The 21211-nt window shown below is 32.6% G+C and carries 18 protein-coding genes; 9 read left to right on the top strand and 9 right to left on the bottom strand.

All coding sequences use genetic code 11. The features are described 5' to 3' along the window. The first annotated feature begins 8 nt into the window (after window positions 1-8). Both MK851_RS14835 and MK851_RS14830 read left to right on the top strand, forming a co-directional pair. Complete coding sequence (locus MK851_RS14835; RefSeq protein ID WP_320244695.1) at window positions 9-1121, top strand: ABC transporter substrate-binding protein; 1113 nt, start codon at window positions 9-11, stop codon at window positions 1119-1121. Window positions 1122-1246: 125 nt separating this feature from the next. Further along, on the top strand, window positions 1247-1831 hold the full coding sequence (locus tag MK851_RS14830) for a hypothetical protein (protein WP_320244692.1): 585 nt from the start codon (window positions 1247-1249) through the stop codon (window positions 1829-1831). A 33-nt stretch (window positions 1832-1864) separates the two neighbouring features. On the opposite strand, the gene MK851_RS14825 is transcribed toward MK851_RS14830, so the two are convergent. The 7 genes from MK851_RS14825 to MK851_RS14795 all read right to left on the bottom strand — a co-directional run bounded on the left by MK851_RS14825 (window position 1865) and on the right by MK851_RS14795 (window position 8507). Beyond that, window positions 1865-2473 (bottom strand): alpha-ketoglutarate-dependent dioxygenase AlkB, encoded by a 609-nt coding sequence (locus MK851_RS14825; protein WP_320244689.1) that lies wholly within the window; start codon window positions 2471-2473, stop codon window positions 1865-1867. A 47-nt stretch (window positions 2474-2520) separates the two neighbouring features. Beyond that, window positions 2521-3717 (bottom strand): hypothetical protein, encoded by a 1197-nt coding sequence (locus tag MK851_RS14820; protein WP_320244686.1) that lies wholly within the window; start codon window positions 3715-3717, stop codon window positions 2521-2523. Between the two features lie 83 nt (window positions 3718-3800). Further along, window positions 3801-6248: a M1 family metallopeptidase gene (locus MK851_RS14815; RefSeq protein ID WP_320244683.1), complete on the bottom strand. Its 2448-nt coding sequence runs from the start codon at window positions 6246-6248 to the stop codon at window positions 3801-3803. Window positions 6249-6366: 118 nt separating this feature from the next. After that, window positions 6367-6927 (bottom strand): DUF4252 domain-containing protein, encoded by a 561-nt coding sequence (locus tag MK851_RS14810; RefSeq protein ID WP_320244681.1) that lies wholly within the window; start codon window positions 6925-6927, stop codon window positions 6367-6369. Between the two features lie 57 nt (window positions 6928-6984). After that, on the bottom strand, window positions 6985-7500 hold the full coding sequence (locus MK851_RS14805) for a DUF4252 domain-containing protein (protein WP_303510599.1): 516 nt from the start codon (window positions 7498-7500) through the stop codon (window positions 6985-6987). Window positions 7501-7540: 40 nt separating this feature from the next. Next, complete coding sequence (locus MK851_RS14800) at window positions 7541-8011, bottom strand: hypothetical protein (RefSeq protein ID WP_320244678.1); 471 nt, start codon at window positions 8009-8011, stop codon at window positions 7541-7543. Further along, window positions 7998-8507 (bottom strand): RNA polymerase sigma factor, encoded by a 510-nt coding sequence (locus tag MK851_RS14795; RefSeq protein WP_303510602.1) that lies wholly within the window; start codon window positions 8505-8507, stop codon window positions 7998-8000. Before MK851_RS14795 ends, MK851_RS14800 begins: the two co-directional genes overlap by 14 nt. A 159-nt stretch (window positions 8508-8666) precedes the next feature. Between MK851_RS14795 and MK851_RS14790 the strand changes: the two genes are divergently transcribed. Then, a complete protein-coding gene (locus MK851_RS14790) occupies window positions 8667-10115 on the top strand; it encodes a S41 family peptidase (RefSeq protein ID WP_320244675.1) in 1449 nt (482 codons plus the stop codon). Between the two features lie 164 nt (window positions 10116-10279). Here the strand turns inward: MK851_RS14790 and MK851_RS14785 are convergent, their stop codons facing one another. Both MK851_RS14785 and MK851_RS14780 read right to left on the bottom strand, forming a co-directional pair. Then, window positions 10280-11173 (bottom strand): DUF72 domain-containing protein, encoded by an 894-nt coding sequence (locus MK851_RS14785; protein WP_320244672.1) that lies wholly within the window; start codon window positions 11171-11173, stop codon window positions 10280-10282. Next, entirely contained in the window at window positions 11170-12129 is a 960-nt protein-coding gene (locus MK851_RS14780; RefSeq protein WP_303510609.1) for a patatin family protein, read from the bottom strand. Before MK851_RS14780 ends, MK851_RS14785 begins: the two co-directional genes overlap by 4 nt. Before the next feature lie 499 nt (window positions 12130-12628). Here MK851_RS14780 and MK851_RS14775 point away from each other — a divergent pair, with 499 nt between their 5' ends. From MK851_RS14775 to MK851_RS14750, 6 genes are all read left to right on the top strand, one after another. Next, the gene (locus tag MK851_RS14775; protein ID WP_320244668.1) at window positions 12629-13225 is read left to right on the top strand and encodes a hypothetical protein; all 597 of its coding nucleotides are present in this window, start codon (window positions 12629-12631) and stop codon (window positions 13223-13225) included. A gap of 178 nt (window positions 13226-13403) precedes the next feature. After that, entirely contained in the window at window positions 13404-16349 is a 2946-nt protein-coding gene (locus MK851_RS14770) for an amidohydrolase family protein (protein ID WP_320244665.1), read from the top strand. 66 nt (window positions 16350-16415) lie between these two features. After that, window positions 16416-17714 (top strand): amidohydrolase family protein, encoded by a 1299-nt coding sequence (locus tag MK851_RS14765; protein WP_320244662.1) that lies wholly within the window; start codon window positions 16416-16418, stop codon window positions 17712-17714. Window positions 17715-18205: 491 nt separating this feature from the next. Beyond that, complete coding sequence (locus MK851_RS14760; RefSeq protein ID WP_320244659.1) at window positions 18206-19003, top strand: RNA methyltransferase; 798 nt, start codon at window positions 18206-18208, stop codon at window positions 19001-19003. A 7-nt stretch (window positions 19004-19010) separates the two neighbouring features. After that, window positions 19011-19745 (top strand): hypothetical protein, encoded by a 735-nt coding sequence (locus MK851_RS14755; RefSeq protein ID WP_320244657.1) that lies wholly within the window; start codon window positions 19011-19013, stop codon window positions 19743-19745. 247 nt (window positions 19746-19992) lie between these two features. Then, entirely contained in the window at window positions 19993-21135 is a 1143-nt protein-coding gene (locus MK851_RS14750) for a Shedu anti-phage system protein SduA domain-containing protein (protein ID WP_320244655.1), read from the top strand. Window positions 21136-21211 lie beyond the last annotated feature (76 nt).

Below are 21211 nucleotides of genomic sequence, written 5' to 3'. Positions count from 1 at the left end.
ATCTTACTATGAAACGTTATTTACTTATTTTTTCTTTATTCCTTCTGTTCATACAGTGCAAGCAAGAAACTAAAAAAACTACTGAAAAGAAACCTGCCAAAAGCACTGTAAAATATGCCAAAGGTTTTGATATAATTTCTGAAAACGGAGTAAAAAAATTAGTGATCAAAAAGGCTTTTCAAAGCTCACACGACCTATATTCTTATACGCTTACCGATAAAACCAACCTTTCTAAAAATGAAATTAAAGTTCCTATTGAAAGAATGGTCGTTACAAGTACTACTCATATTCCGATGTTGGAACTTTTGAATGCTGAAAATACTATTGTTGGTTTTCCGCACACCAAATATGTTTCTTCAAAAAGAACAAGAAATAGAATTGACGAAGGTAACATTGTTGAATTAGGCTTGGAACAAGATATGAATACTGAAAAGTTGATTGATATTGAACCTGAACTCGTTGTTGGTTTTGCTTTGCATCCAAATACGAAACTATACCAAAACATCAAAAAAACAGGGATTCCTGTCATTTTTAATGGAGATTGGTTGGAAGAAACACCTTTAGGAAGAGCGGAATGGATTAAGTTTTTTGGTGCTTTATACGGAAAAGAAAAGGAAGCAGACAGTATTTTTACCAACATAGAAGCAGAATACTTAAAAGCAAAAAAAATAGCTCAAAACAGCGCTAAACAGCCTACTATTTTATCTGGAAGCATGTTTAAAGATGTTTGGAATGTTCCTGCGGGTGAAAGTTTTATTGCAACGTTTTACAACGATGCGAACTTAAATTACTTATGGAAAGACACGAAAGGAACCGGTAGTTTACCTCTAAGTTTTGAAAGTGTATTGGAAAAAGGACAACACGCTGATTTTTGGTTTAACTGTGGCTTGTATGCTACCAAAGAACAGTTAACTACCGCAAACATTCATTACAAAGAATTTGATGCATTTTCTAATAACAAGATATTTTCTATTGGACACAACAAAGGAGAAACTGGTGGTTTAATTTACTTTGAACTCTCTCCTGTACGCCCAGATTTAGTATTAAAAGATTTGATAAAAATTACACACCCTGATTTGTTACCAGAATATGAATTGACTTTTTATAAGGAAGTGGAGTAAATTTTTGAATTATGATTTATATTGATTTTTAATTTAAACCACTAAATTCACTATTGTTCGATATAATTAATTATTAAAACGAAATCATATCCTTAAACTACGTTATGCAATATTTTAAAAACACTATGAAAAGAATATCTTTTTTCATTATACTTATTTCTATCATTTTTATTCAATGTAAAAAAGAAGAAAAAGTTGATAAAACCTCTATTAACTCTGAAAGAAAATATAAGTTTGAAAAAGTAATTCTTCGATACGATTTAGGTAATAACAACAGAAGAGACGTAGGTGCTTACGTAAACGAAAAAGATACTGTAGTTTTTAACGAAGTACAATATAAAAATGGAAATATAGATACTTTAAATAGTCTATTTTATGAAATTGAACTAGATAAAAAAGAAAATTCATATAGTGGAAGATTAGTTTATTATTACGACTCTATAAAAGAAGGAAAAATTGATTTTATAAGTTTAAATTTGATTAAGAAAATTAATAATAAAAGAGAAAAAATGGTCTTTGAAAAAGAAAATAGTAATGTTTTAGAAATTAATTTCAATTATGATAATGACACAATAATGGGAGTTTTATTTGTCAGACATTTTAAAGACACAATTGAAAATGGTGAAAAGAAATTACGAATGAGAGAAAGGTATTTTCCTGTAGATAATTATGAAAAGACAAACAATCCTTTTATAGGAATTAAACCATAATAAAAACAATTAGCCAAAACAAGATAGATAAACCTACCTAACAATCGTTCTAAAAGTTAGATTCACTCGTGGTCGGTGGACTTTTTTGGTAGGTGGTAATCGGTGTAGCCAATGAGTTTGGGTTTCATCCTTCATTACCAATAACGAACCGTGTTCTAATACTTTATATACCGTTTCTTTGGTCTGTTTGTGTTTAAAACCAAAACGTCTTTCTGCTCCAAAACTCAATGAAGTAATCGCTCCGTTCTTTTTTAAGTCTTTTTCTCCGTCACTATGCCACGCCATTCCTTCTGAGCCATCGTGGTATAAATTCAGCAAACAAGAATTATATGTTTCACCTGTTTCCTTTTCAACTAATTCTTTTAGTGCTAACAATTCTTTCGTAAATGGTAACGCTGTTTTAGTAATATTGGAATAGGAGTATTCAAAAGGTTGTTCGGCATACCAAGCCACTTTTCGTTTGGTTACCACTCGTTTTCCAAAAATAATAGCTTCGTCGTTACGCCACTCAATAGAATTTAATAAAGCTTCGTAATAATGGTCTGCTTCCTTTTTTGAGAAAACAATTCCGTAGTAGTGTACCGTTCCATCTTTCGGAAGTAAGTTTATAGGGGTATTATCAAATTGTGAGAATAAATCCATCGTTATAAAATTAAAAAACTCCTGTAACTTACAGGAGTTTTAATACTTTAATTTCTAAACTTATTTCGTGTGATAATATGTTTGAGTTTCTGTTTTAAATCGGTACCTGTATCATACACCATTTGTTCACTAGAAGGAAAGTTTACTGATCTTTCATCAAGTAACTCTATAAACGACTTATCCAACGCTCTTCTGTCTCCATCATAATCGGCATATATGTGTTCAAAAATAAACTCACTTTGTATAGGAAAACGCTGTAATAATTGATTGCTTCTATTATCAATATACTTTACAACACCAGTTACTTTACTACTCTTAAATTGTGTAAACTGGTAAAGCTTACAACGTATTCTTTTAAACTTATCTACTTTTATTTTATTTCCTAAGCTATCTTTTACATAGCTTCCATTATTATTTCGTAAATACTTAAACCCATCTTTTATGCGTCGTTCTTTAATAACTTCCTTTTCATGTACCTGTTCCGGAGAAACTATAATATCTGTAAAATCTAACTCTAAATCGAAATCATATTGAATATTTCTATCTCTTTTTGCGTGATATTGTGTCCATAAATCATTCAACCCATAGGTATCAATTGCTAACAAGTCTCTTTCTAATCTTTTTGGAATTATTTGCTCTGTTCTATTTCTAACAGAAACATGTACATAATCAATTCCTCTAGCATGCGCCTCTTCTATTAAGTTTCTTGTATCTCTATAGTTAGGGCTAATTTTATCTAAATGCCTTAACTCGTCAAAAGCTCTTCTGTAGTTAATTTTGTTTCGGTCTCCTTCATTTAACAAGGCTACACCATTTTCATACAAATAACCAGCATAATTTTCTTTTGCTGCAAGAATTTCATCCGTATAATTAACAAGTTTAAACTTGGCATTTCTACCAGAAGATAAAATTCGCAACGGTAACAATGGCTTTATTTTTTCCTGCCTGTTATTAAGACGTTGATACAGCGTATAAATTGTTTCAAAGTTTTCAGGATTTCGTTCTTTCTCTAAAAAAGAAATTCTGTCCAAATCTCTATCCGTCGCTTTTCTAAAAGCTTCCTGAAGCATTAGTACGTGCGGCTGATTTTTCTCTTTGGTTTTATTCTTGGCTAATTTTTCAATAGATAATGAAATTGCCTTATCATAATTACCCGAATTAAGCGCTTTTTCAGTAGTTTTTACACTACTACAAGACACTAATACCAATACCGATAAAATAAGTAGTAAAGTAGTTTTTCTCATAAAGTTTAAGTTTCGCAAGAAAATTCAATTATTGTGCCAAAACTAAGTATTCTTTTTAACTTAAACTTTATGAAGTATACTATTTATTCAAGTAGCTTCGCCATTGCTATTTGAATAAATTTAAGATGTTTTTCTTTATTTGACGGATTATTAGTTTTTTGCATTTGAACCATTTGGCGTAATAAATTTACTCCAACCTTATCAAAGTTATATTGCTTATACTGAAGCCCTTTAACCACAATATCTTCGGATAAGTTTTGAATAGCCTCTGTATTATTACTTTTTCCAATCTTATCGAATGCTTTTTTATACAATGATTGAATCTTTTTATTCGGACTTAAAAACATTCCAGACATTACATTGCTTGCGATAAAACTTAGCTCTTCATCATCATTTTCTTCTAAATAAATGCGCGTTAACGGTGTTGCAATGATCTTTTTTACAGCTAATGGTAACGTTTTTGATTTTTGAATTGCTAACTGTTTGTCTATATAATACATTCCTACCAACGACTTTCCTAATACTGAGTACGATTTACTTTGTAAGCCTTTTTCAAACACCGATTTTAATGCAGGGTCTGTTAACTTCCCTAAGGTTTCAATTGCAGCTGCTTGCACCAACGTTTTTGGATCGTTTTGAGCGATTTTCATTATTTGATCAATCACATTCTTTTTTGAATATTTATTGATTAAATTAATGTTCTCCAAGGCTAAAATTCTAATCTTATAAAAGTCATTATTCAGAGTTTCTGCAACTGCATTAAACGCTTTTTTATCATCTTGGTGTTTAGCTACTTCTAACAAGGCTTCTCTTTTATGCACGTAGTTTTGAGCATATTTTAATTGATGTATATAATCGCTCAACACTTTATTTTCTGATATGTCGCATAACAACACACCGTCAGCATTTACTTGAATTAAATCTGGATGCTTGGTAAAAGGAAAGGTGAATGAAGCATCTCTTCCTTCAACAAACACAGTATGACGTGTACGTTTACTTCCTTCAAAAACATCAATTGCAAATGGGAATTTAAATTCATTAAGTTGAGATTGAATAATATTTACCGTTACTGTTTTTCTAAGTTTGTTATAATCGTAAGATATCGATAGTTTTGGATGTCCGCTGTTAAAATACCACTGATTAAAAAACCAGTTTAAGTCTTTTCCACTTACTTTTTCAAAAGCTAAACGTAATTGGTGTGCTTCTCCTGTTCCGTATTTATTAGCTGTTAAATAAGTATTCAATCCTTCGTAAAAAGCTTCATCACCCAAATAGTTGCGTAACATGTGTAAAATAGCACCTCCTTTGTTGTAACTAACCGCATCAAACATATCTTCTTTATCCTCGTAATAAAAACGAACTAAATGTTTATCAAAATTTTGTCCGCTCTTATACCCTTCAATATCTTCAAACAAGTGTGCGTCTGCTTCATCTTTTCCATATTTATGCTCTAACCATAAATACTCACTATAATTAGCAAAACTCTCGTTTACGGTTAGGTTACTCCAACTTTCGGTAGTTACTAAATCACCAAACCAATGATGAAAAGCTTCGTGTGCAATTGTGTTTTCTTGTACGTTTTCATCAATTAATTGCCCCGGTGTTTGATACGCTCTTTCTCCATGAATTACGGCTGTGGTATTTTCCATAGCACCACTTACATAATCACGTCCTACAATCTGCGCATATTTATTCCATGGATATTCAATTCCTGTAATTTTTGAAAAGAACGCTAACATTTCAGGAGTATTTCCAAAAATATCTTTTGCATACGGGGCATATTCCTTCTCTACATAATAATCAACAGGAATGTCTTTGTATTTATCTTTAATAACCTCATACTCTCCTACTCCCATAAAAAACAGATATGGTGCATGCTTCTGAGTAAAATTCCAATAATCAGTACGAGTTCCGTTAGCATTGGTAGTTTGTTTTTCTAGTTTTCCGTTAGAAAGTGTTACATACTTTTGCGGAACCGTCATATAAATTTCTTGTGATGTCTTTTGGTTTGGCGCATCAATTGTTGGAAACCAACAACTACTTGCTTCGGTTTCACCTTGCGTCCAAATTTGAGTTGGTTTGTTTTTATCAAAACCTGTTGGATTGATAAAATACAGCCCTTTTGCAGATGTAATAGCTGCACTTCCCTTTTGCTTTACCCTTTCTGGTCGCGCCGTATATCTAATATATAAAATAAACTCCTCGTTTCGCTTATAGGTACGAGGTAAGTTAATGATTAACTCATAATCATCGTAATTATACTCTAATGGTTGATTATTCATTGTTATTTCATGAATAACCATTGCTTTTGCATCTAACGTAACCTTATCTGTTTCATAAAAATGAGGTGATAAGGTTACCCATTCTTCCCCATTCATCTCTTTTTTTTGAAAGTTAAAATCTACTTTTAACTTCGTATGAACTAAGTTGTGAACTTTATCTTTTTCAGCTCTGTATACTTTGGTTGATTGAGAAAATAAGCTTGCTGTAAAGAAAACAGCGATAAAAACAAGGAGTTTGTTAAATTTCATATGTTTTTGTTTAGAGTCCAAAAATATGAAATTCTATTGGGAGGCTTGTTAATGACCCGTTAAAAAGAAAAAACCGTCAGATAATCTAACGGCTTTTCTATATTTTCAACACAAATTTTTATTCTGTTTCTTCTGAAGAACGATGCTTGTCATCGAAGATCATTTTAAATTGTTTTAAATCTAGGTTTCCGGCGTCCATCTTAGCTTTCTGCATCATTTCCATAATTTTCCCAACATTCATATTTTCTCCTAAAATTCGTGCAACTCCTACTCCCATATCTTTTCCGTAACCAAAAGCTACAATTTCATCAATAGCATCAGCATCTCCTGAATAATAAATTGCTGCATTGGCTCCATCTTTTTTAAACTTCATTAATTGCTTGTAGCCAGATTTTTTAAAGATAGATTTTAATTTTTCCTTCTCAACTTCATAACTAGCTTCATTTAAGTTCTTATAAGGAACACCAGTAATGTTAACCTTTTTTATGCTTTCATAAGCTTTTTTGTCTTCTTCCGAAGCTTTATCCATGCTTAATTGCAGTACACTAGCTGGTACATCAAACGTTATAAAGCCTTCTTTTTCTTGGCTTTCTACCAAATAGCTTTGTAAGGATTCTGTTTTACAAGAAACGGTTACAAAAGCTACTAGTAATATTGAATATATAAGTAGTTTTTTCATTGTTATTAGTTTTTGATTAAAAGCAGCGTTAACTAATTAACGCTGCCTTATTTGTTTTTATTTGTTCTTCTTTCCGTCTTTAGAAAACGTCTCTGCTAATTTTGACATTTTATTAATGTCTATGTTACCAGTTAACGAAACAATTACAGATTCTGGTGAACCACTATTAGAGTTTTTGTCTTTTACAAACATTAACACTTCACTTACAAAGTCTTTGTTTTTAGTAGACTTTACATAGATTTTAACACGAGAATCTTTATCTTTTACACGCATTAACTCTATTAAGTTACTCTTTGCTATTGCTGATTTTACCATGCTCTCCATTTGTCCAGATACTTTTGCATTTTCAGTAGAAAATACTTTTAGCTCTTGTAGGTCTTGAATCATTTTAAAAACCTCCATAGCTTCATTGTCTTCAGATTCTACCTTAAATTTAGATAAAATTTCAAAAGCATCTTTATTTACTACCACTGATGATACCTCATCTAGGTCTTCTAATTTATCAAATATCGACTGTCCGAAACTTACATTAGCTATAAATACGAATGCGAATAATAATATTATTTTTTTCATGATTTTATTGGTTTATAAGTACTTGGTTTTACTTTCTTAATTAATTTACTGTGTTTATTACTTTGTTTACTGTTTCTTCATAGGTTCCTAAGTGTTCAATAGCATCATTTCCTTTTTTTAGGTTGTTTGAAACTGCATATAATGCATCGTTTCCTTTGTTTAAATTGACCGAAACTAGTTGCAACGCTTCTTTAATTTGTGCAAACTGTTTACGCTGTTGATGCTTTTTGTACTCTTCATTACCCATAAATAAGCTAAATAGTAAGACTACTGACGCTGCTACTGATAACCATTTCCAGTTCTTCTTAGTTTTCTCAGGTTCTAACTGAATGGTTTTGGTAAAGGTTTCGTCTTTACTTTGTTTAAAATAACCAAACATCATACTATACTCTTGCAAATGCGGTGCCACGTCGTTTGATGTAAAATACTCTTGTAACGTTTGCTCTTCTTGCAATGTTGTTTCTGCGTCTAGATATTTATCTAATAATTTTTCTATGTTAGCTAACTCCATAGTTATGTTGTTTTATTAATTCTTGTCTTATTGCTTTTCTAGCTCTTGATAATGCTACTCTTACAGCTGTCGGTTTCATATCAACCATTTTACATATTTCATCAAAATCATATTGTTCAATATCTCTTAATTGTATGATTATTTTTTGCTGCTCTGGTAACTTATCTATAAGCTCATGTACTCGGTTTACACTGTCGTTATGTTCTACCCTCTTTTCTAAAGGAGTATCTTTCTCTTTATAATTACTATGAACCAATGTTAAATTACTTGCTTGTTTAGACTTTAATCTGTCATAACAATAATTCTTCGTCATGGTCATTGCAAATGCCTCTACATTTTTATAATTAGAGAGCTTTTCTCTATTTCTCCACAATTTAAAGTACAGCTCTTGTGTAGCGTCTTCAGCTTCTTCAGTAGAAACCAACAATCTTTTCGCTAAACGAAAGACTTTGTCTTTAAATGGTAATACAACTTTTAAAAAGTCTGATTGGTTCATGGTTTGGTTAATTAGTTCTGTAAGCCTATTAAAACAATTGCGTCTTATTTAACAGGTTTACATATCTACGACGACGCAGTTTTAAGTTTGTTACATCAATACTAAAAAAAAATAATATTATTCAGTAAATTGCGTTGTTGTTACAACTAATATACTCTTATGAAATTACTTAAAGCATCCCTAATCATCTTTTTTTCAATACTACTTGTATCATGCAGTGAAAAAGACGATGCGCCGAAAAATATTGAAGTTCAAAATTTCGTTTGGAAAGGTTTAAACGCTTACTACTTATGGCAAGATTTGGTTCCTGATTTAGCTGACAGACGTTTTAGTAATGATAGTGAATTGTTCAGTTATTTGTCAGGATATGACGATCCTGCTAACCTATTTTACAATTTATTATACATGCCTAATGAATACCCTAAAGATCCTAACAGAACCTATTCGTGGATTGTAGATGATTACATAGCTCTAGAAGAGTCTTTTGCTGGAGTACGCTTAACAAGTGGTATGAAGCTAGAAGGTGCTGATTATACTGATGGTTCTGGAGGTTACTATATATATGTATACGATGTTGTTGCTGGTTCTGATGCAGATGCACAAGGAGTTACTCGTGGAATGATTATTACTGAGATTGACGGAACAACTATAACTAGAGCGAATGTAAATGATTTATTAGATAATGATACCTTTACTATTCATTTAGCTAATTACAATGGAGGAAATCCTGTTAGTAATGGCACAACCATTACTGTTACAAAATCTCAAGTAACAGAAAACCCAATAAAAGTAACCAACGTAATTACTAGCGGTAGCCACACTATTGGATATTTACTATATAATCAATTCTCTAGTAACTTTGACGGAGAATTAAATGCTGAGTTTGCTAAGTTTCAAACAGCTAATATTACCGATTTAATCATCGACTTACGTTATAACGGTGGGGGTTCTGTACAAACAGCTACGTATTTAGGAAGTATGATTACCGGACAGTTCACTAATGAGTTATTTGCTAAACAAGTATGGAATCATAAAGTGATGGAGGTAACAAACCCTGATTTATTAATCAATAACTTTACGAATCAGATTTTAAATAAAGACCAACAAGGAAATGTGGTACTGGATGAAGCAATTAATAGTTTAAACCTAAATACTATTTACTTTATCGTTTCTGATGATTCCGCTTCTGCATCCGAATTAGTTATCAATGCTCTAAAGCCTTATATTGATGTAAAGTTAGTAGGAACTCAAACTTACGGAAAACATGTTGGTTCTATTACCTTATACGATTCTGATGATTATACTCGTAATGGCGATAACTTAAAGAGTCATACGTGGGCAATGCAACCTATAGTATTAGAAATTCAAAATAAAGATGGTGAAAATGCTCCTGAAGGGTTTATACCTGAAGTTACTATAGACGAAAATCCAGGTAACTTAGGTATTTTAGGAGACCCTAACGAGCCTTTATTACAAAGAACCATTCAATACATTACTACGGGAGCTAAAGGAGTGCCTACTATGAAAAAAGGAGTTCAATTTTCTCCATCATGGAATTCAAATATGATGCGCCCTGATTATAACAATATGTATGTAGAGTTACAATAATATAATTATGCTATATAAATAAAAAATCCAGCTTGCTTAGCTGGATTTTTTTATACTTTTTATTCAATAACCTACCATCTTATTACACACGACACTAGCATACGGTACCATTAGACACCATTGTCTTGTGATTAAAGACAGTACTGTCTGAAGTTTAAGACAAATTACAACAAACTCATTTGTTGATTATTCTCTTCATTAGGAATTTTTAAGTCAACTCCTAATTCCTTGTTTAGCTTTTTTATAAAGTAGGCTGCCAACAAAGGTGATTCTACTTCTAAGTTTTGATGGATAAAAAAGTGAATATTTTCTAAACCTACATCGTTCCATTCTTTTAAACGAACTACCCAATCATCCAAGCGTGTATAATCTGACGGGTGATTTGCTCCAACATAACGAACAAAAGCTTCATTATTCGTTAAACGCATATGCATCATATCTCTCCTTCCTGCGGTATCAACTAACACATTGGTTATGTTATGTTCTTCAAACAACTGTGTAAACTCATTAAATACAACCTCATCTTCAAACCAATTTGGGTGACGAACCTCAATAGCTAATGGTATACCTTTAGGCCAGCTTACCACAAAGTTTTGTAATCTATCAAAGTTTTTATTACCAAAATTAGCGTGTAACTGTAAAAATATGGTACCTAACTTCTCTTGTAAATGTGAAGCATTATCTAAATACACATTCACAGCATCTTGTACACCTTGTAAACGCTTCCAGTGGCTTATCTCCTGCCCTAGTTTTGGGAAAAACTTGAAGTTTTCAGGAGTTTTAGCTTTCCACTTTTCAAACTGTGCTGCTGGAAACTGTCGGTAAAAAGTAGCATTGAGCTCTATTGAGTTAAACTGTTTCGAATAATACTCTAATTCATCTTTGGTTCCTCGTGGGTAAAAACCTTTTAAATCTGCTTTATTCCATTTTGCACAGCCAACATACACATTAGGTGTACCGCTCCTTTCAAAAGAACTTAATAGCTCTATTGTTTTAGGATGCGTTGCTGGTAATGTAAAATCTATTAACTCTGGTTGTGCTACTTTTCCAAACTTCATACTTCGTTATTTTCTATTCCTTCCTCTATATCTTGATTATCTACCATCTCAGGTCTAAACTCTGTCATTCTATCATCATCCAGTTTTTTAGCATACTTATAACCCGACTTCCACCATTTCTTCATTTTTTCTTTATCAAAAACTAGCGAATTGGTTGTTAACACCGTTGGTGTATAGTATAAGTTCAGCTTTACATTGTGTTGTTTGGCAGATAACTTTCCTATAGTAATATTATGTCGCTCAACATTCTCCAACATAAAATCAAACGTATCCATCATCAGTGAAAAAGGGTTCTTAGCAGGTAATCTATTCATTTGGGTTACTTCGGTAGCTAAAATAATAGCATCAACTTCGGTAGCTCCTCGTGCAATTGCTTCACGAATAGGAACTAAACTACCAAAACCACCATCGGCATACTGACAGTAGTCTTTTTCTAACAAACTCATAAAAGGCACATAGTTACACGACCCCCAAATCCAATCACAAAAATCTTCATACTCACACTCCAAAATAGATTTGTACTCAATTTGATTTGCTGTTAAATTAGAAACTGTTACCACTACCTCTTTATTTAACCTTCTAATTTCATCGTAAATTTCTTTAGTTATGCTATTGCTTATAAGCTTTCGTAAGTTCTTACTCTCACCAAATGTTTTACGACCATTTAAAAAGTTCCAAAAAGTATTTCTATGTCGTATAGAAATTACCTTCTCTCCATGCACCGATTTTATTCGAAACGGACTATTACTAAAAATAGCTTTTTGATCTACCGAAGTATATATTTCTTTTAATTCATCAACCATACCTAAAGCCAAATGCGAAACCATTAAGCTACCTGTTGATGTTCCTAAAAGCATATCGTAATCTTTATTTTTATTTTTCATTAGGTATTGTGCAACACCGCCCGCAAAGGCTCCTTTACTTCCTCCTCCTGAAATTACTAAGGCTTTTTTCATTGATTTAAGTTTGGTTTTCCTATTTTTAGTTCTGTAAAAATATCAAAAATATGACACGATTATCATTCCTTTTATTAATCTCTTTTATAATACTTTCTTGTACACAAAAAAAGAAAGCTCCAAGAACTTTTGATACTATTAAAATTACCGAATTTAAACAAGATAGTACCAGTATTAGAGCTATGCTAGCCATTAGTAACGATGAATTAATTTTTGCAGGTTCTAAAGGAGATATTACAAGTACAAAGGATGGTGGTAAAACATGGCAAACACAAAGTTTAAAGTATAACGATACTATTATACCGCACTTTAGAAGCATTGCCAAAAACGATGAAAACATATTTGCCTTATCGGTAGCTAATCCTGCCTTACTATATAAAGGAAATGAAAACAAGTATGAGTTAGTATATACAGAAGCACACGAAAAGGTTTTTTACGACTGTATGCAATTCTTTACCGATGGAAAGCATGGTATTGCCGTTGGTGATCCTACAGATGATTGTCCGTCTGTTATTCTTACCTCAGATGGGGAAATACATGGACAAAACTACCGTGCTCTCAACTACCTACTTTTGAAGAAGGAGAAGCCTTTTTTGCTGCTAGTAACACCAATATTGCTATCATAAATAATACCGTATGGATAGGCTCTGGAGGAACTAAAGCACGTATTTTAAAATCTACCGACTTTGGGAACACTTGGGAAATTTTTGATACCCCAATTGTACAAGGTGACGGACCACAAGGAATTTACTCTATTGATTTTTATGATGAAAACCATGGAATTGCTATTGGAGGAAACTACGCAAAACCAGAAAACAATAACGCTAATAAAGCAATTACTACCGATGGTAGTAAAACATGGACACTCGTAGCTAATAATACCAATCCTAATTACAAAAGCTGCGTACAGTATGTACCTAATACTAACGGAAAGGAAGTCTTTGCAGTTGGAAAAACAGGAATATCATTTTCTAACGACGGTGGACATACTTGGAAAGAAGTAAGCAAGGAAAGCTACTATGCTATTCAGTTTATTGATAAGAATACCGCTTGGTTATCTGGTCATGAAAAGATTGGAAAACTAGTTCTTAACTAAACTATCTTAGGGCAAATAAACAAAGAACTATAAGAAAACCTATTTTAAGTCTATTAAGTAAGCCTTGGTGGATTAAATTCTTGGCTATCACCCTGTGATTAATTCTTAATGTTTTGTTAAAAGGAATTCTTTTCCTTTTTAACTATCTATTTTTATAAGCTAATCAACTCAATATTAAATGAAAAAAATACTATTCTTACTCTTATCCCTGTGTATTAGTAGCTCTTTTGCACAAGAGTACTTTCCTACCAACACAGGAGTAAAGTCATCCAAAAACAACGTGTATGCATTTACCAATGCTACCATTTATGTTACCCCTACCCAAGTAGTAAAAAAAGGAATACTACTTATTAAAGACGGTAAAGTTGTATCTGTAGGTAAATCGGTTACCATACCTAACGAAGCACACGTAATTAACCTAGATGGAAAATCTATATATCCTTCTTTTGTTGATGCTTATTCAACCTTTGGTATCGCAAAACCTAAACGTGAAAGTGGTCGTGGTAAAAGACCACAATACGATGCTGGCAGAAAAGGATATTACTGGAACGACCATATTCGTCCTGATGTAGATGCTGCTGCTGAATTTAACTTTGATGCTAAAAAAGCTAAAGAATTATTGTCTTTAGGCTTTGGTGCTGTTAATACACACGTGGCAGACGGTATTATGCGAGGTAACGGAATTTTAGTTGCTTTAAACCCTAACAGTTCTGATGCTTACAGAATTTTAGACAAAGAATCTGGAAACTACTTATCGTTTTCTAAAAGTGCTAAATCACGTCAAAGCTATCCTACGTCACGTATGGGAGCTATGGCACTATTACGCCAAACATATTTAGATGCCGATTGGTATGCTAAAGGAAATGCAAAAAACACCGATTTAGCTTTAGAAGCTCTAAACAACAAAAAAGAGTTACCACAAATATTTAATGCGGGTGGATATTTAGACAATATGCGTGCTGATAAAATTGGTGATGAGTTCGGAATTCAATATACCATTGTAGGTGGAGGTAACGAATATGAAAGAATTAATGATATTAAAGCAACCAATGCTACGTACATTATTCCTATTAACTTTAGAAATGCTTACGATGTATCAAATCCATTTTTAGCAAATAAAATTGCGTTAAGCGATATGCGCTCTTGGAATCAAGAACCAGCAAACCCATCAATTTTAGCAAAAAACAATATTCCTTTTGCATTAACTACATACAAGTTAAAAAAGGCAAAAGAATTTAATAGCAATCTTCAAAAGGCTATTACTTACGGATTAGATAAAACTACAGCTTTAGAAGCATTAACTACAGTACCTGCCAAGATTTTAAAAAATGACAAAGTTGGTAACTTAAAAGCTGGTAGTTATGCCAACTTCTTAATTACTTCTGGTGATATTTTTGACAAACAAACTACTTTATATGAAAACTGGGTGCAGGGTGATAAAAACACCATTAACCCAATGGATAGTAAAGATATTACAGGTAAGTACACACTAACAGTTAACGGAAAGTCGTACGATATGACCATTACTGGTAAAGGAGCTAAACAAACAGCTGCTTTAAAGACTGGAGATAAAAAGATAAATAGTAAATCATCTTTTAGTAACGGTTGGTTGCATATAACTCTTAAAGATGGTGACAACTATACTCGCTTAACAGCATTGGTACAAAACAAGCAACAAATTACGGGTACAGCTACCGACAACGATGGGAATGAAAATACTTGGAATGCTACTTATACTGGAAAAGCTGATGCTAAAAAGAAAGACAACAAGAAAAAAGAGACCACTCCTGAAGTACTAGCCGTTACCTATCCAAACATCGGATTAGGAAACCCTACAGCTCCACAAAAAGAAACTATTTTAATTAAAAATGCGACGGTTTGGACTTCTGAAAACAACGAAGTACTAAACAATACCGATGTATTAATTACAAATGGTAAAATAGCCAAAATAGGCACTAACCTATCTTCAAGAGGTGCAACAATTATTGACGGAACTGGTAAGTATGTAACCGCAGGTATTATTGATGAGCATTCACATATTGCTACTTCCGCAGTAAACGAATCAGGACATAACTCAACGGCGGAGGTAACTATTGAAGATGTTATCAACCCTAACGATGTAAATATTTACAGAAACATTGCGGGTGGTGTTACTTCTATTCAAGTATTACATGGTTCTGCCAATCCAATTGGTGGACGTTCGGCAATTATCAAACTAAAATGGGGAGAGAATGCTGACGGAATGTTATACAATAACACACCTAAGTTTATCAAGTTCGCCTTAGGTGAAAATGTAAAACAATCTAACTGGGGAGATATGAATACAATTCGTTTCCCTCAAACACGTATGGGAGTTGAACAAGTATATATTGACTACTTTCAAAGAGCCAAAGAATACGATGCTAAAAAGAAAAGCGGACAACCATATCGTAAAGATATTGAGTTAGAAACCTTAGCAGAAATTATTAATAAAAAACGTTTTATTTCTTGTCACTCTTACGTACAATCAGAAATTAATATGTTAATGAAGGTTGCAGAACAATTCAACTTTAACATTAATACGTTTACACACATTTTAGAAGGATACAAACTAGCCGACAAAATGAAAGAACACGGAGTTGGTGGTTCTACTTTTGCTGACTGGTGGGCATATAAATACGAGGTTAACGACGCTATACCATACAACGCTGCTATTATGCACAACCAAGGTATTACGGTTGCTATTAATTCTGATGATGCCGAAATGTCTCGTAGACTAAATCAAGAAGCCGCTAAACTAATTAAATACGGAGATTTAAGCGAACAAGAAGCTTGGGCTACAGTAACTATTAATCCTGCAAAACTATTACACTTAAACGACCGTACAGGAAGTATTAAAGAAGGTAAAGATGCAGATGTAGTTGTATGGAGCGGAAATCCACTTTCAATATATTCTAAAGCAGAGAAAACAATTATTGACGGAGCTGTTTATTTTGATATTGAAAAAGACTTAGAAAAGCGTAAAGCTATAAAAGCAGAACGTGCTAAGCTAATCAATATGATGTTACAAGAGAAGATTAAGGGCGGTAAAACACAAGCTCCTAAAAAGAAAACTCAGAAATTATTTCACTGTGACACAGAGTAATCCTCACAGAGAAATTTAGTAAGATTAACTACTAAGTATAAACTAATAGTAACAAAAATATAAAACGTGAAAATTAAATATATATATAACATAGTATGCTTCTTATGTATAGGAAACATACTAGCGCAACAAACACCAGCACCCAAGCAAATTGAAGCTTATAGTATTGAAGGTGCTACGGCACATTTAGGAAACGGAGAAGTGATTGAGAACTCTTTAATTATGTTCTCTAACGGAAAAATTGAATTTGTAGGAAGTGCTAATATGAGAATTGCCCGTATGGGAACTGTTATTAATGCCAAAGGAAAACACGTATACCCAGGATTCATTGCAGCAAACACCTCTTTAGGTTTAGCTGAAATTGATGCTGTACGTGCAACGAGAGATTTTGATGAGGTAGGTTCAATGTTACCTCACATCCGTAGTATTATTGCTTATAATGCAGAAAGTAAAGTGGTAGAAACCATGCGTCCTAACGGCGTATTAATGGCACAAATTGCTCCACGTGGTGGTGTTATTTCTGGTACCTCTTCGGTAGTACAATTAGATGCTTGGAACTGGGAAGATGCTGCTATTAAAACCGATGACGGTGTTCACCTGAACTGGCCTCAAGTATTCTCGAGAGGTCGTTGGTGGATGGGTGAAGATCCAGGATTAAAGCCTAACAAAAACTATCAAAAAAGTATTGATAAGCTTACAGAGTTTTTCGCCAATGCAAAAAGCTACTTAGCAGGTAACAAAACACCTAAAAACTTACCTTATGAAGCTTTACAAGGCGTTTTAAACGGTTCGCAAAAAATGTTTGTACACGTATCAGGAGAAAAAGGAATTACTGACGCTGTAACTATTTGTAAAGAGTTAGGCGTTAAAAACATCGTGATTGTTCGCGGACAAGAGGCTGAAAAAGTTGCTGACTTATTAAAAGCAAACAATGTACCTGTTATTTTAGAACGTGCACACCGTTTGCCTAATGGTGAAGATGCAGATTATGACAGACCTTTTAGAGCGGCTAAGATATTAACCGATGCAGGTATTTTAGTTGGTTTGGGTATGGAAGGAGATATGGAACGTATGAGTACACGTAACTTACCTTTTTATGCAGGAACGTATGCTGCTTACGGATTAGAAAAAGAAAAAGCAGTTCAGCTAATTACCCAAAACAATGCTAAAATTTTAGGTATTGATAACAACGTAGGTACTTTAGAAACTGGTAAAGACGCTACCCTATTTATTTCTGAAGGTGATGCCTTAGACATGCGTACTAACATTTTAAAAGAAGCTTTTATTCAAGGAAGAAAAATCAGCCTAGAATCGCATCAAACAAAATTATGGAAGCGTTATGCTAATAAGTATAAAAATCAATAAACACCATCCTTAACGAATGAGATATCAAAATCTCATTATTAGAACTTAAAAACATCATTCCGTAAAAAGAATGATGTTTTTTTATGCACTGATAGTAAACTACCTCAAAGCAAGCTCACGAAACTTTTATAGGAAAAAAAGTTCTTGATTTTCGAAGCAAGCCTCGGGGTATTAAACCCTTTGGCGGTGCCAATAAGCATGCGCTACTGTATGGTAACTTTATACACCACTGTATTATAACACCATACAGTAGTGTCGGGTGACTTCATACACTACTGTATGAAGCTTAATACAAACTAGTACACCCCATATTTTAGTTTTGTTTGAAGATTCAAACAGTAGCATCTGGTGTTAAACAACAGTACTGTTTGGTGTTAGACAACAGTACTGTTGTTTGCCTAACAACAGCAATAGCTAGTAATTATTCTTTTAGTAAGATGGTATTTTATTATAAAACAGAATAGTACTTTTGTATTTAGATATCATAGCAAATGAAACAGATTAGTAGTACACAAAACGCCTATATAAAAGAACTTTTAAAGCTTCAAGAAAAATCTAGAGAACGTAAGAAGAAAGGATTGTTTTTAGTTGAAGGACAGCGTGAAATTTCGTTAGTTGTTAAAGGAGATTATGAAATAGACACCTTGCTATTTGTTGCTGATATGTTTACCGAAGAAAGTGTAAACAAAATTCTAAATAAGGCTGCTAATTGTATAGAAATAACAAAAGAGGTATACCAAAAGCTTGCCTATCGTGATACTACCGAGGGTATTATTGCTGTAGTGAAAACTAAAAACTTCGATTTAGATGCTATTGAATTCAACACCAATACTCCACTCGTATTGGTTATGGAAGGTATTGAAAAACCAGGAAATATTGGTGCTATGCTTCGTACTGCCGATGCTGCTAATGTAGATGCTGTTTTTATTGCCAACCCAAAAACGGATTTATTCAATCCTAATATCATACGCTCTAGTGTGGGTTGTGTATTTACCAATCAAATAGCTACAGGTACTTCTGAAGACATTATAGCGTACTTACAAGAGCATAACATAAATATTTACAGTGCTACCCTACAAAATTCTAATCCATATTTTGTGGAAGATTATACTAAACCTACTGCTATTGTCGTTGGTACAGAGGCTACAGGTTTAACACAAATTTGGAGAGACCAAGCCACTCAGAATATCAACATCCCAATGCAAGGTGAAATCGACTCAATGAATGTATCGGTTGCTTGCGCAATATTAATTTTTGAAACTAAAAGACAACGTAAATTTTTAAATTAAAAACCAAATGAAAACAAAAATCCCCTTATTAACACTAGTAACCATTTTATTCTTTTCTTGCTCTTCTGACACTGACAATGTAGAAGAAAACATAGATACTGGAAACACTGGAAATCAAATATGTAAAAACCCTTCTGCTTTTATTTTTAATGAAAAGGACAATTTTATTTTAGTTGAATTTGAAAACAATGATTTTCCTACAGGTTGGGAATTAAAAACAAATAGTTCTACTACTGGAAAAGGATATTATGTTTGGACAGGAAATCAATCGTTAGGAAAACCTGGTAGTGGTTTAGTTGAGTTTAAGCTAAACATTAAAAACCCTGGTGTTTACCGTTTTTTATGGAGTTCTGCAGTAACTCAAGGAAATAGTGGTTCTGATCATAATGATAGTTGGCTAAAATTTCCTGATGCAGATGATTTCTATGGAGAAAAAGAGGGTTCTAAAGTATATCCTAAAGGAACAGGTAAAACTCCAAACCCAAAAGGAACATCTGCTGATGGTTGGTTTAAAATATATAGAAGTGGAAATAATTTAGATTTCAAATGGCAAGCAGCAACTTCTGATAATGATTCGCATAAAATATATGTAAAGTTTGAAAAACCTGGTGTATATTCAATGCAAGTTTCAGCAAGATCTTCTGGGCACGGAATAGATAAGTTTATGCTTTTTAACGAAAGTTATTACACTCAAAATAATGCGATTCAAAAAACTTCTTTTAGTGAAATAACATGCAATTAATAAACAAAAGTTAAGAACTAAAAAACAAACTACTTTTAACCATACATTTTTGTATGGTTTTTTATTTTGTTTTATCTTGGCTAACGCTTAATAAAATTGCTATAGACTTCCTTTTCTTCCAAAAATAAGTAAGTTTAGCAATAAATATAAAAGAACAGTAAAGTACTCTTATACCTCCTTTTTGGTTGTATAACGATGTATTTTACATCTATATAAACAAGTTGTAGCTAATTTTAACAAAACTCAAATGAAGAAAAAAAACAGACTTTTAAAATGGGAAAAAGCGGAAAAATTCCCTTTAGTTTTTGAAAGCCCAACAGATTCTGATTTTGATAAATTTCTTGAAATAAAAAATAGTAAAGACGATTCCGAAGATAAAAATCCATTCAAAACTAACTATGATTTAATGAGAATGACAAGGGAATTAATTTTTGATATTAAAAAAGGAATTCCTGTTTTTCATTACATATGTCCAATGTTGGATACAAAAGAATTAGAATTATCTTATAATCATTTAATAGACAGCGTAATTGAAGGTAACAAAAAAGATATTGAAAGTGCTGTTATAAATATACTAGGACTTGCAACTGCTCTTGAAGTACCTATTTATCCAAACAATGAAAAAGTTGAAAAGGAATTATCAGATTACTATCAAAAACTGATAAAAAATGGGTTTACTGCGCCTGATGAACACGGAAATGATGTTAAGATAAGACCTGTCAACTCAAAAAAAATGGATGACTTTAAAATTGATATGGTTTCAGAGATTGATTTGACAAAGTTTTGGTCACCTACTGATTTATTACTCTTAAAACAATCCGTTAAAGAAGAATTCTTAAAATTGAATAATGCTCATAGAACTTTATCAATGTTAGAATTAGCAATTGAGCAATTAGAAACTCTTTTAGACACTTCCAAAAGAAACGAAAATAGTTTGCAAAATTGTATATCTAAAAACCCAATACTTCTTGGACTTGATTATGCGAAAATAATACCAAAACATAAATTAGGTTCTGAATTTGAAGTTGATTATGCTTTAGAAAAATTTAATGGTTTAATCGACCTTATGGAAATTGAATCAAGTACTTTATCTGTTTTTACCAAACAAGGAAATCCTTCAAGTTATTTATTACACGCTGAACAACAAGTAATTGACTGGTTAGATTGGATTGAAAAAAATAACTCTTATGCTCGTAATGGACTAAATGGTTTAATTTCCCCAAAAGGATTTGTAATTATTGGAAGAACTTCAACACTTACTGAAAAAACAAAAGCTAGCTTAATTAGAAGAAATAAAGCATTTAACGGAACAATAACAATTCTGACTTACGATGATGTGTTGTCAAAAGCAAAAAGTTTAAGAAATATATTAAAAACAGAAACAAACTAGCTACAACAAAGTACTGTGGTAAAAAACAAGTAAAAACTCATTAACTTTTCACTAAAATACTTCTATAATTATTATC

This window comes from Tenacibaculum sp. 1B UA, assembly GCF_033978845.1.
In the GTDB taxonomy this organism is placed as follows: Bacteria; Bacteroidota; Bacteroidia; order Flavobacteriales; family Flavobacteriaceae; genus Polaribacter.
The sequence above is the reverse complement of the archived record's forward strand: the minus strand, read 5'-3'. Positions and strand labels throughout refer to the sequence as shown.

Coding starts and splice junctions, on each gene's coding strand:
- MK851_RS14835 (WP_320244695.1), top strand. CDS start 9: ATGAAACGTTATTTACTTATTTTTTCTTTATTCCTTCTGTTCATACAG.
- MK851_RS14830 (WP_320244692.1), top strand. CDS start 1,247: ATGAAAAGAATATCTTTTTTCATTATACTTATTTCTATCATTTTTATT.
- MK851_RS14825 (WP_320244689.1), bottom strand. CDS start 2,473: ATGGATTTATTCTCACAATTTGATAATACCCCTATAAACTTACTTCCG.
- MK851_RS14820 (WP_320244686.1), bottom strand. CDS start 3,717: ATGAGAAAAACTACTTTACTACTTATTTTATCGGTATTGGTATTAGTG.
- MK851_RS14815 (WP_320244683.1), bottom strand. CDS start 6,248: ATGAAATTTAACAAACTCCTTGTTTTTATCGCTGTTTTCTTTACAGCA.
- MK851_RS14810 (WP_320244681.1), bottom strand. CDS start 6,927: ATGAAAAAACTACTTATATATTCAATATTACTAGTAGCTTTTGTAACC.
- MK851_RS14805 (WP_303510599.1), bottom strand. CDS start 7,500: ATGAAAAAAATAATATTATTATTCGCATTCGTATTTATAGCTAATGTA.
- MK851_RS14800 (WP_320244678.1), bottom strand. CDS start 8,011: ATGGAGTTAGCTAACATAGAAAAATTATTAGATAAATATCTAGACGCA.
- MK851_RS14795 (WP_303510602.1), bottom strand. CDS start 8,507: ATGAACCAATCAGACTTTTTAAAAGTTGTATTACCATTTAAAGACAAA.
- MK851_RS14790 (WP_320244675.1), top strand. CDS start 8,667: ATGAAATTACTTAAAGCATCCCTAATCATCTTTTTTTCAATACTACTT.
- MK851_RS14785 (WP_320244672.1), bottom strand. CDS start 11,173: ATGAAGTTTGGAAAAGTAGCACAACCAGAGTTAATAGATTTTACATTA.
- MK851_RS14780 (WP_303510609.1), bottom strand. CDS start 12,129: ATGAAAAAAGCCTTAGTAATTTCAGGAGGAGGAAGTAAAGGAGCCTTT.
- MK851_RS14770 (WP_320244665.1), top strand. CDS start 13,404: ATGAAAAAAATACTATTCTTACTCTTATCCCTGTGTATTAGTAGCTCT.
- MK851_RS14760 (WP_320244659.1), top strand. CDS start 18,206: ATGAAACAGATTAGTAGTACACAAAACGCCTATATAAAAGAACTTTTA.
- MK851_RS14755 (WP_320244657.1), top strand. CDS start 19,011: ATGAAAACAAAAATCCCCTTATTAACACTAGTAACCATTTTATTCTTT.
- MK851_RS14750 (WP_320244655.1), top strand. CDS start 19,993: ATGAAGAAAAAAAACAGACTTTTAAAATGGGAAAAAGCGGAAAAATTC.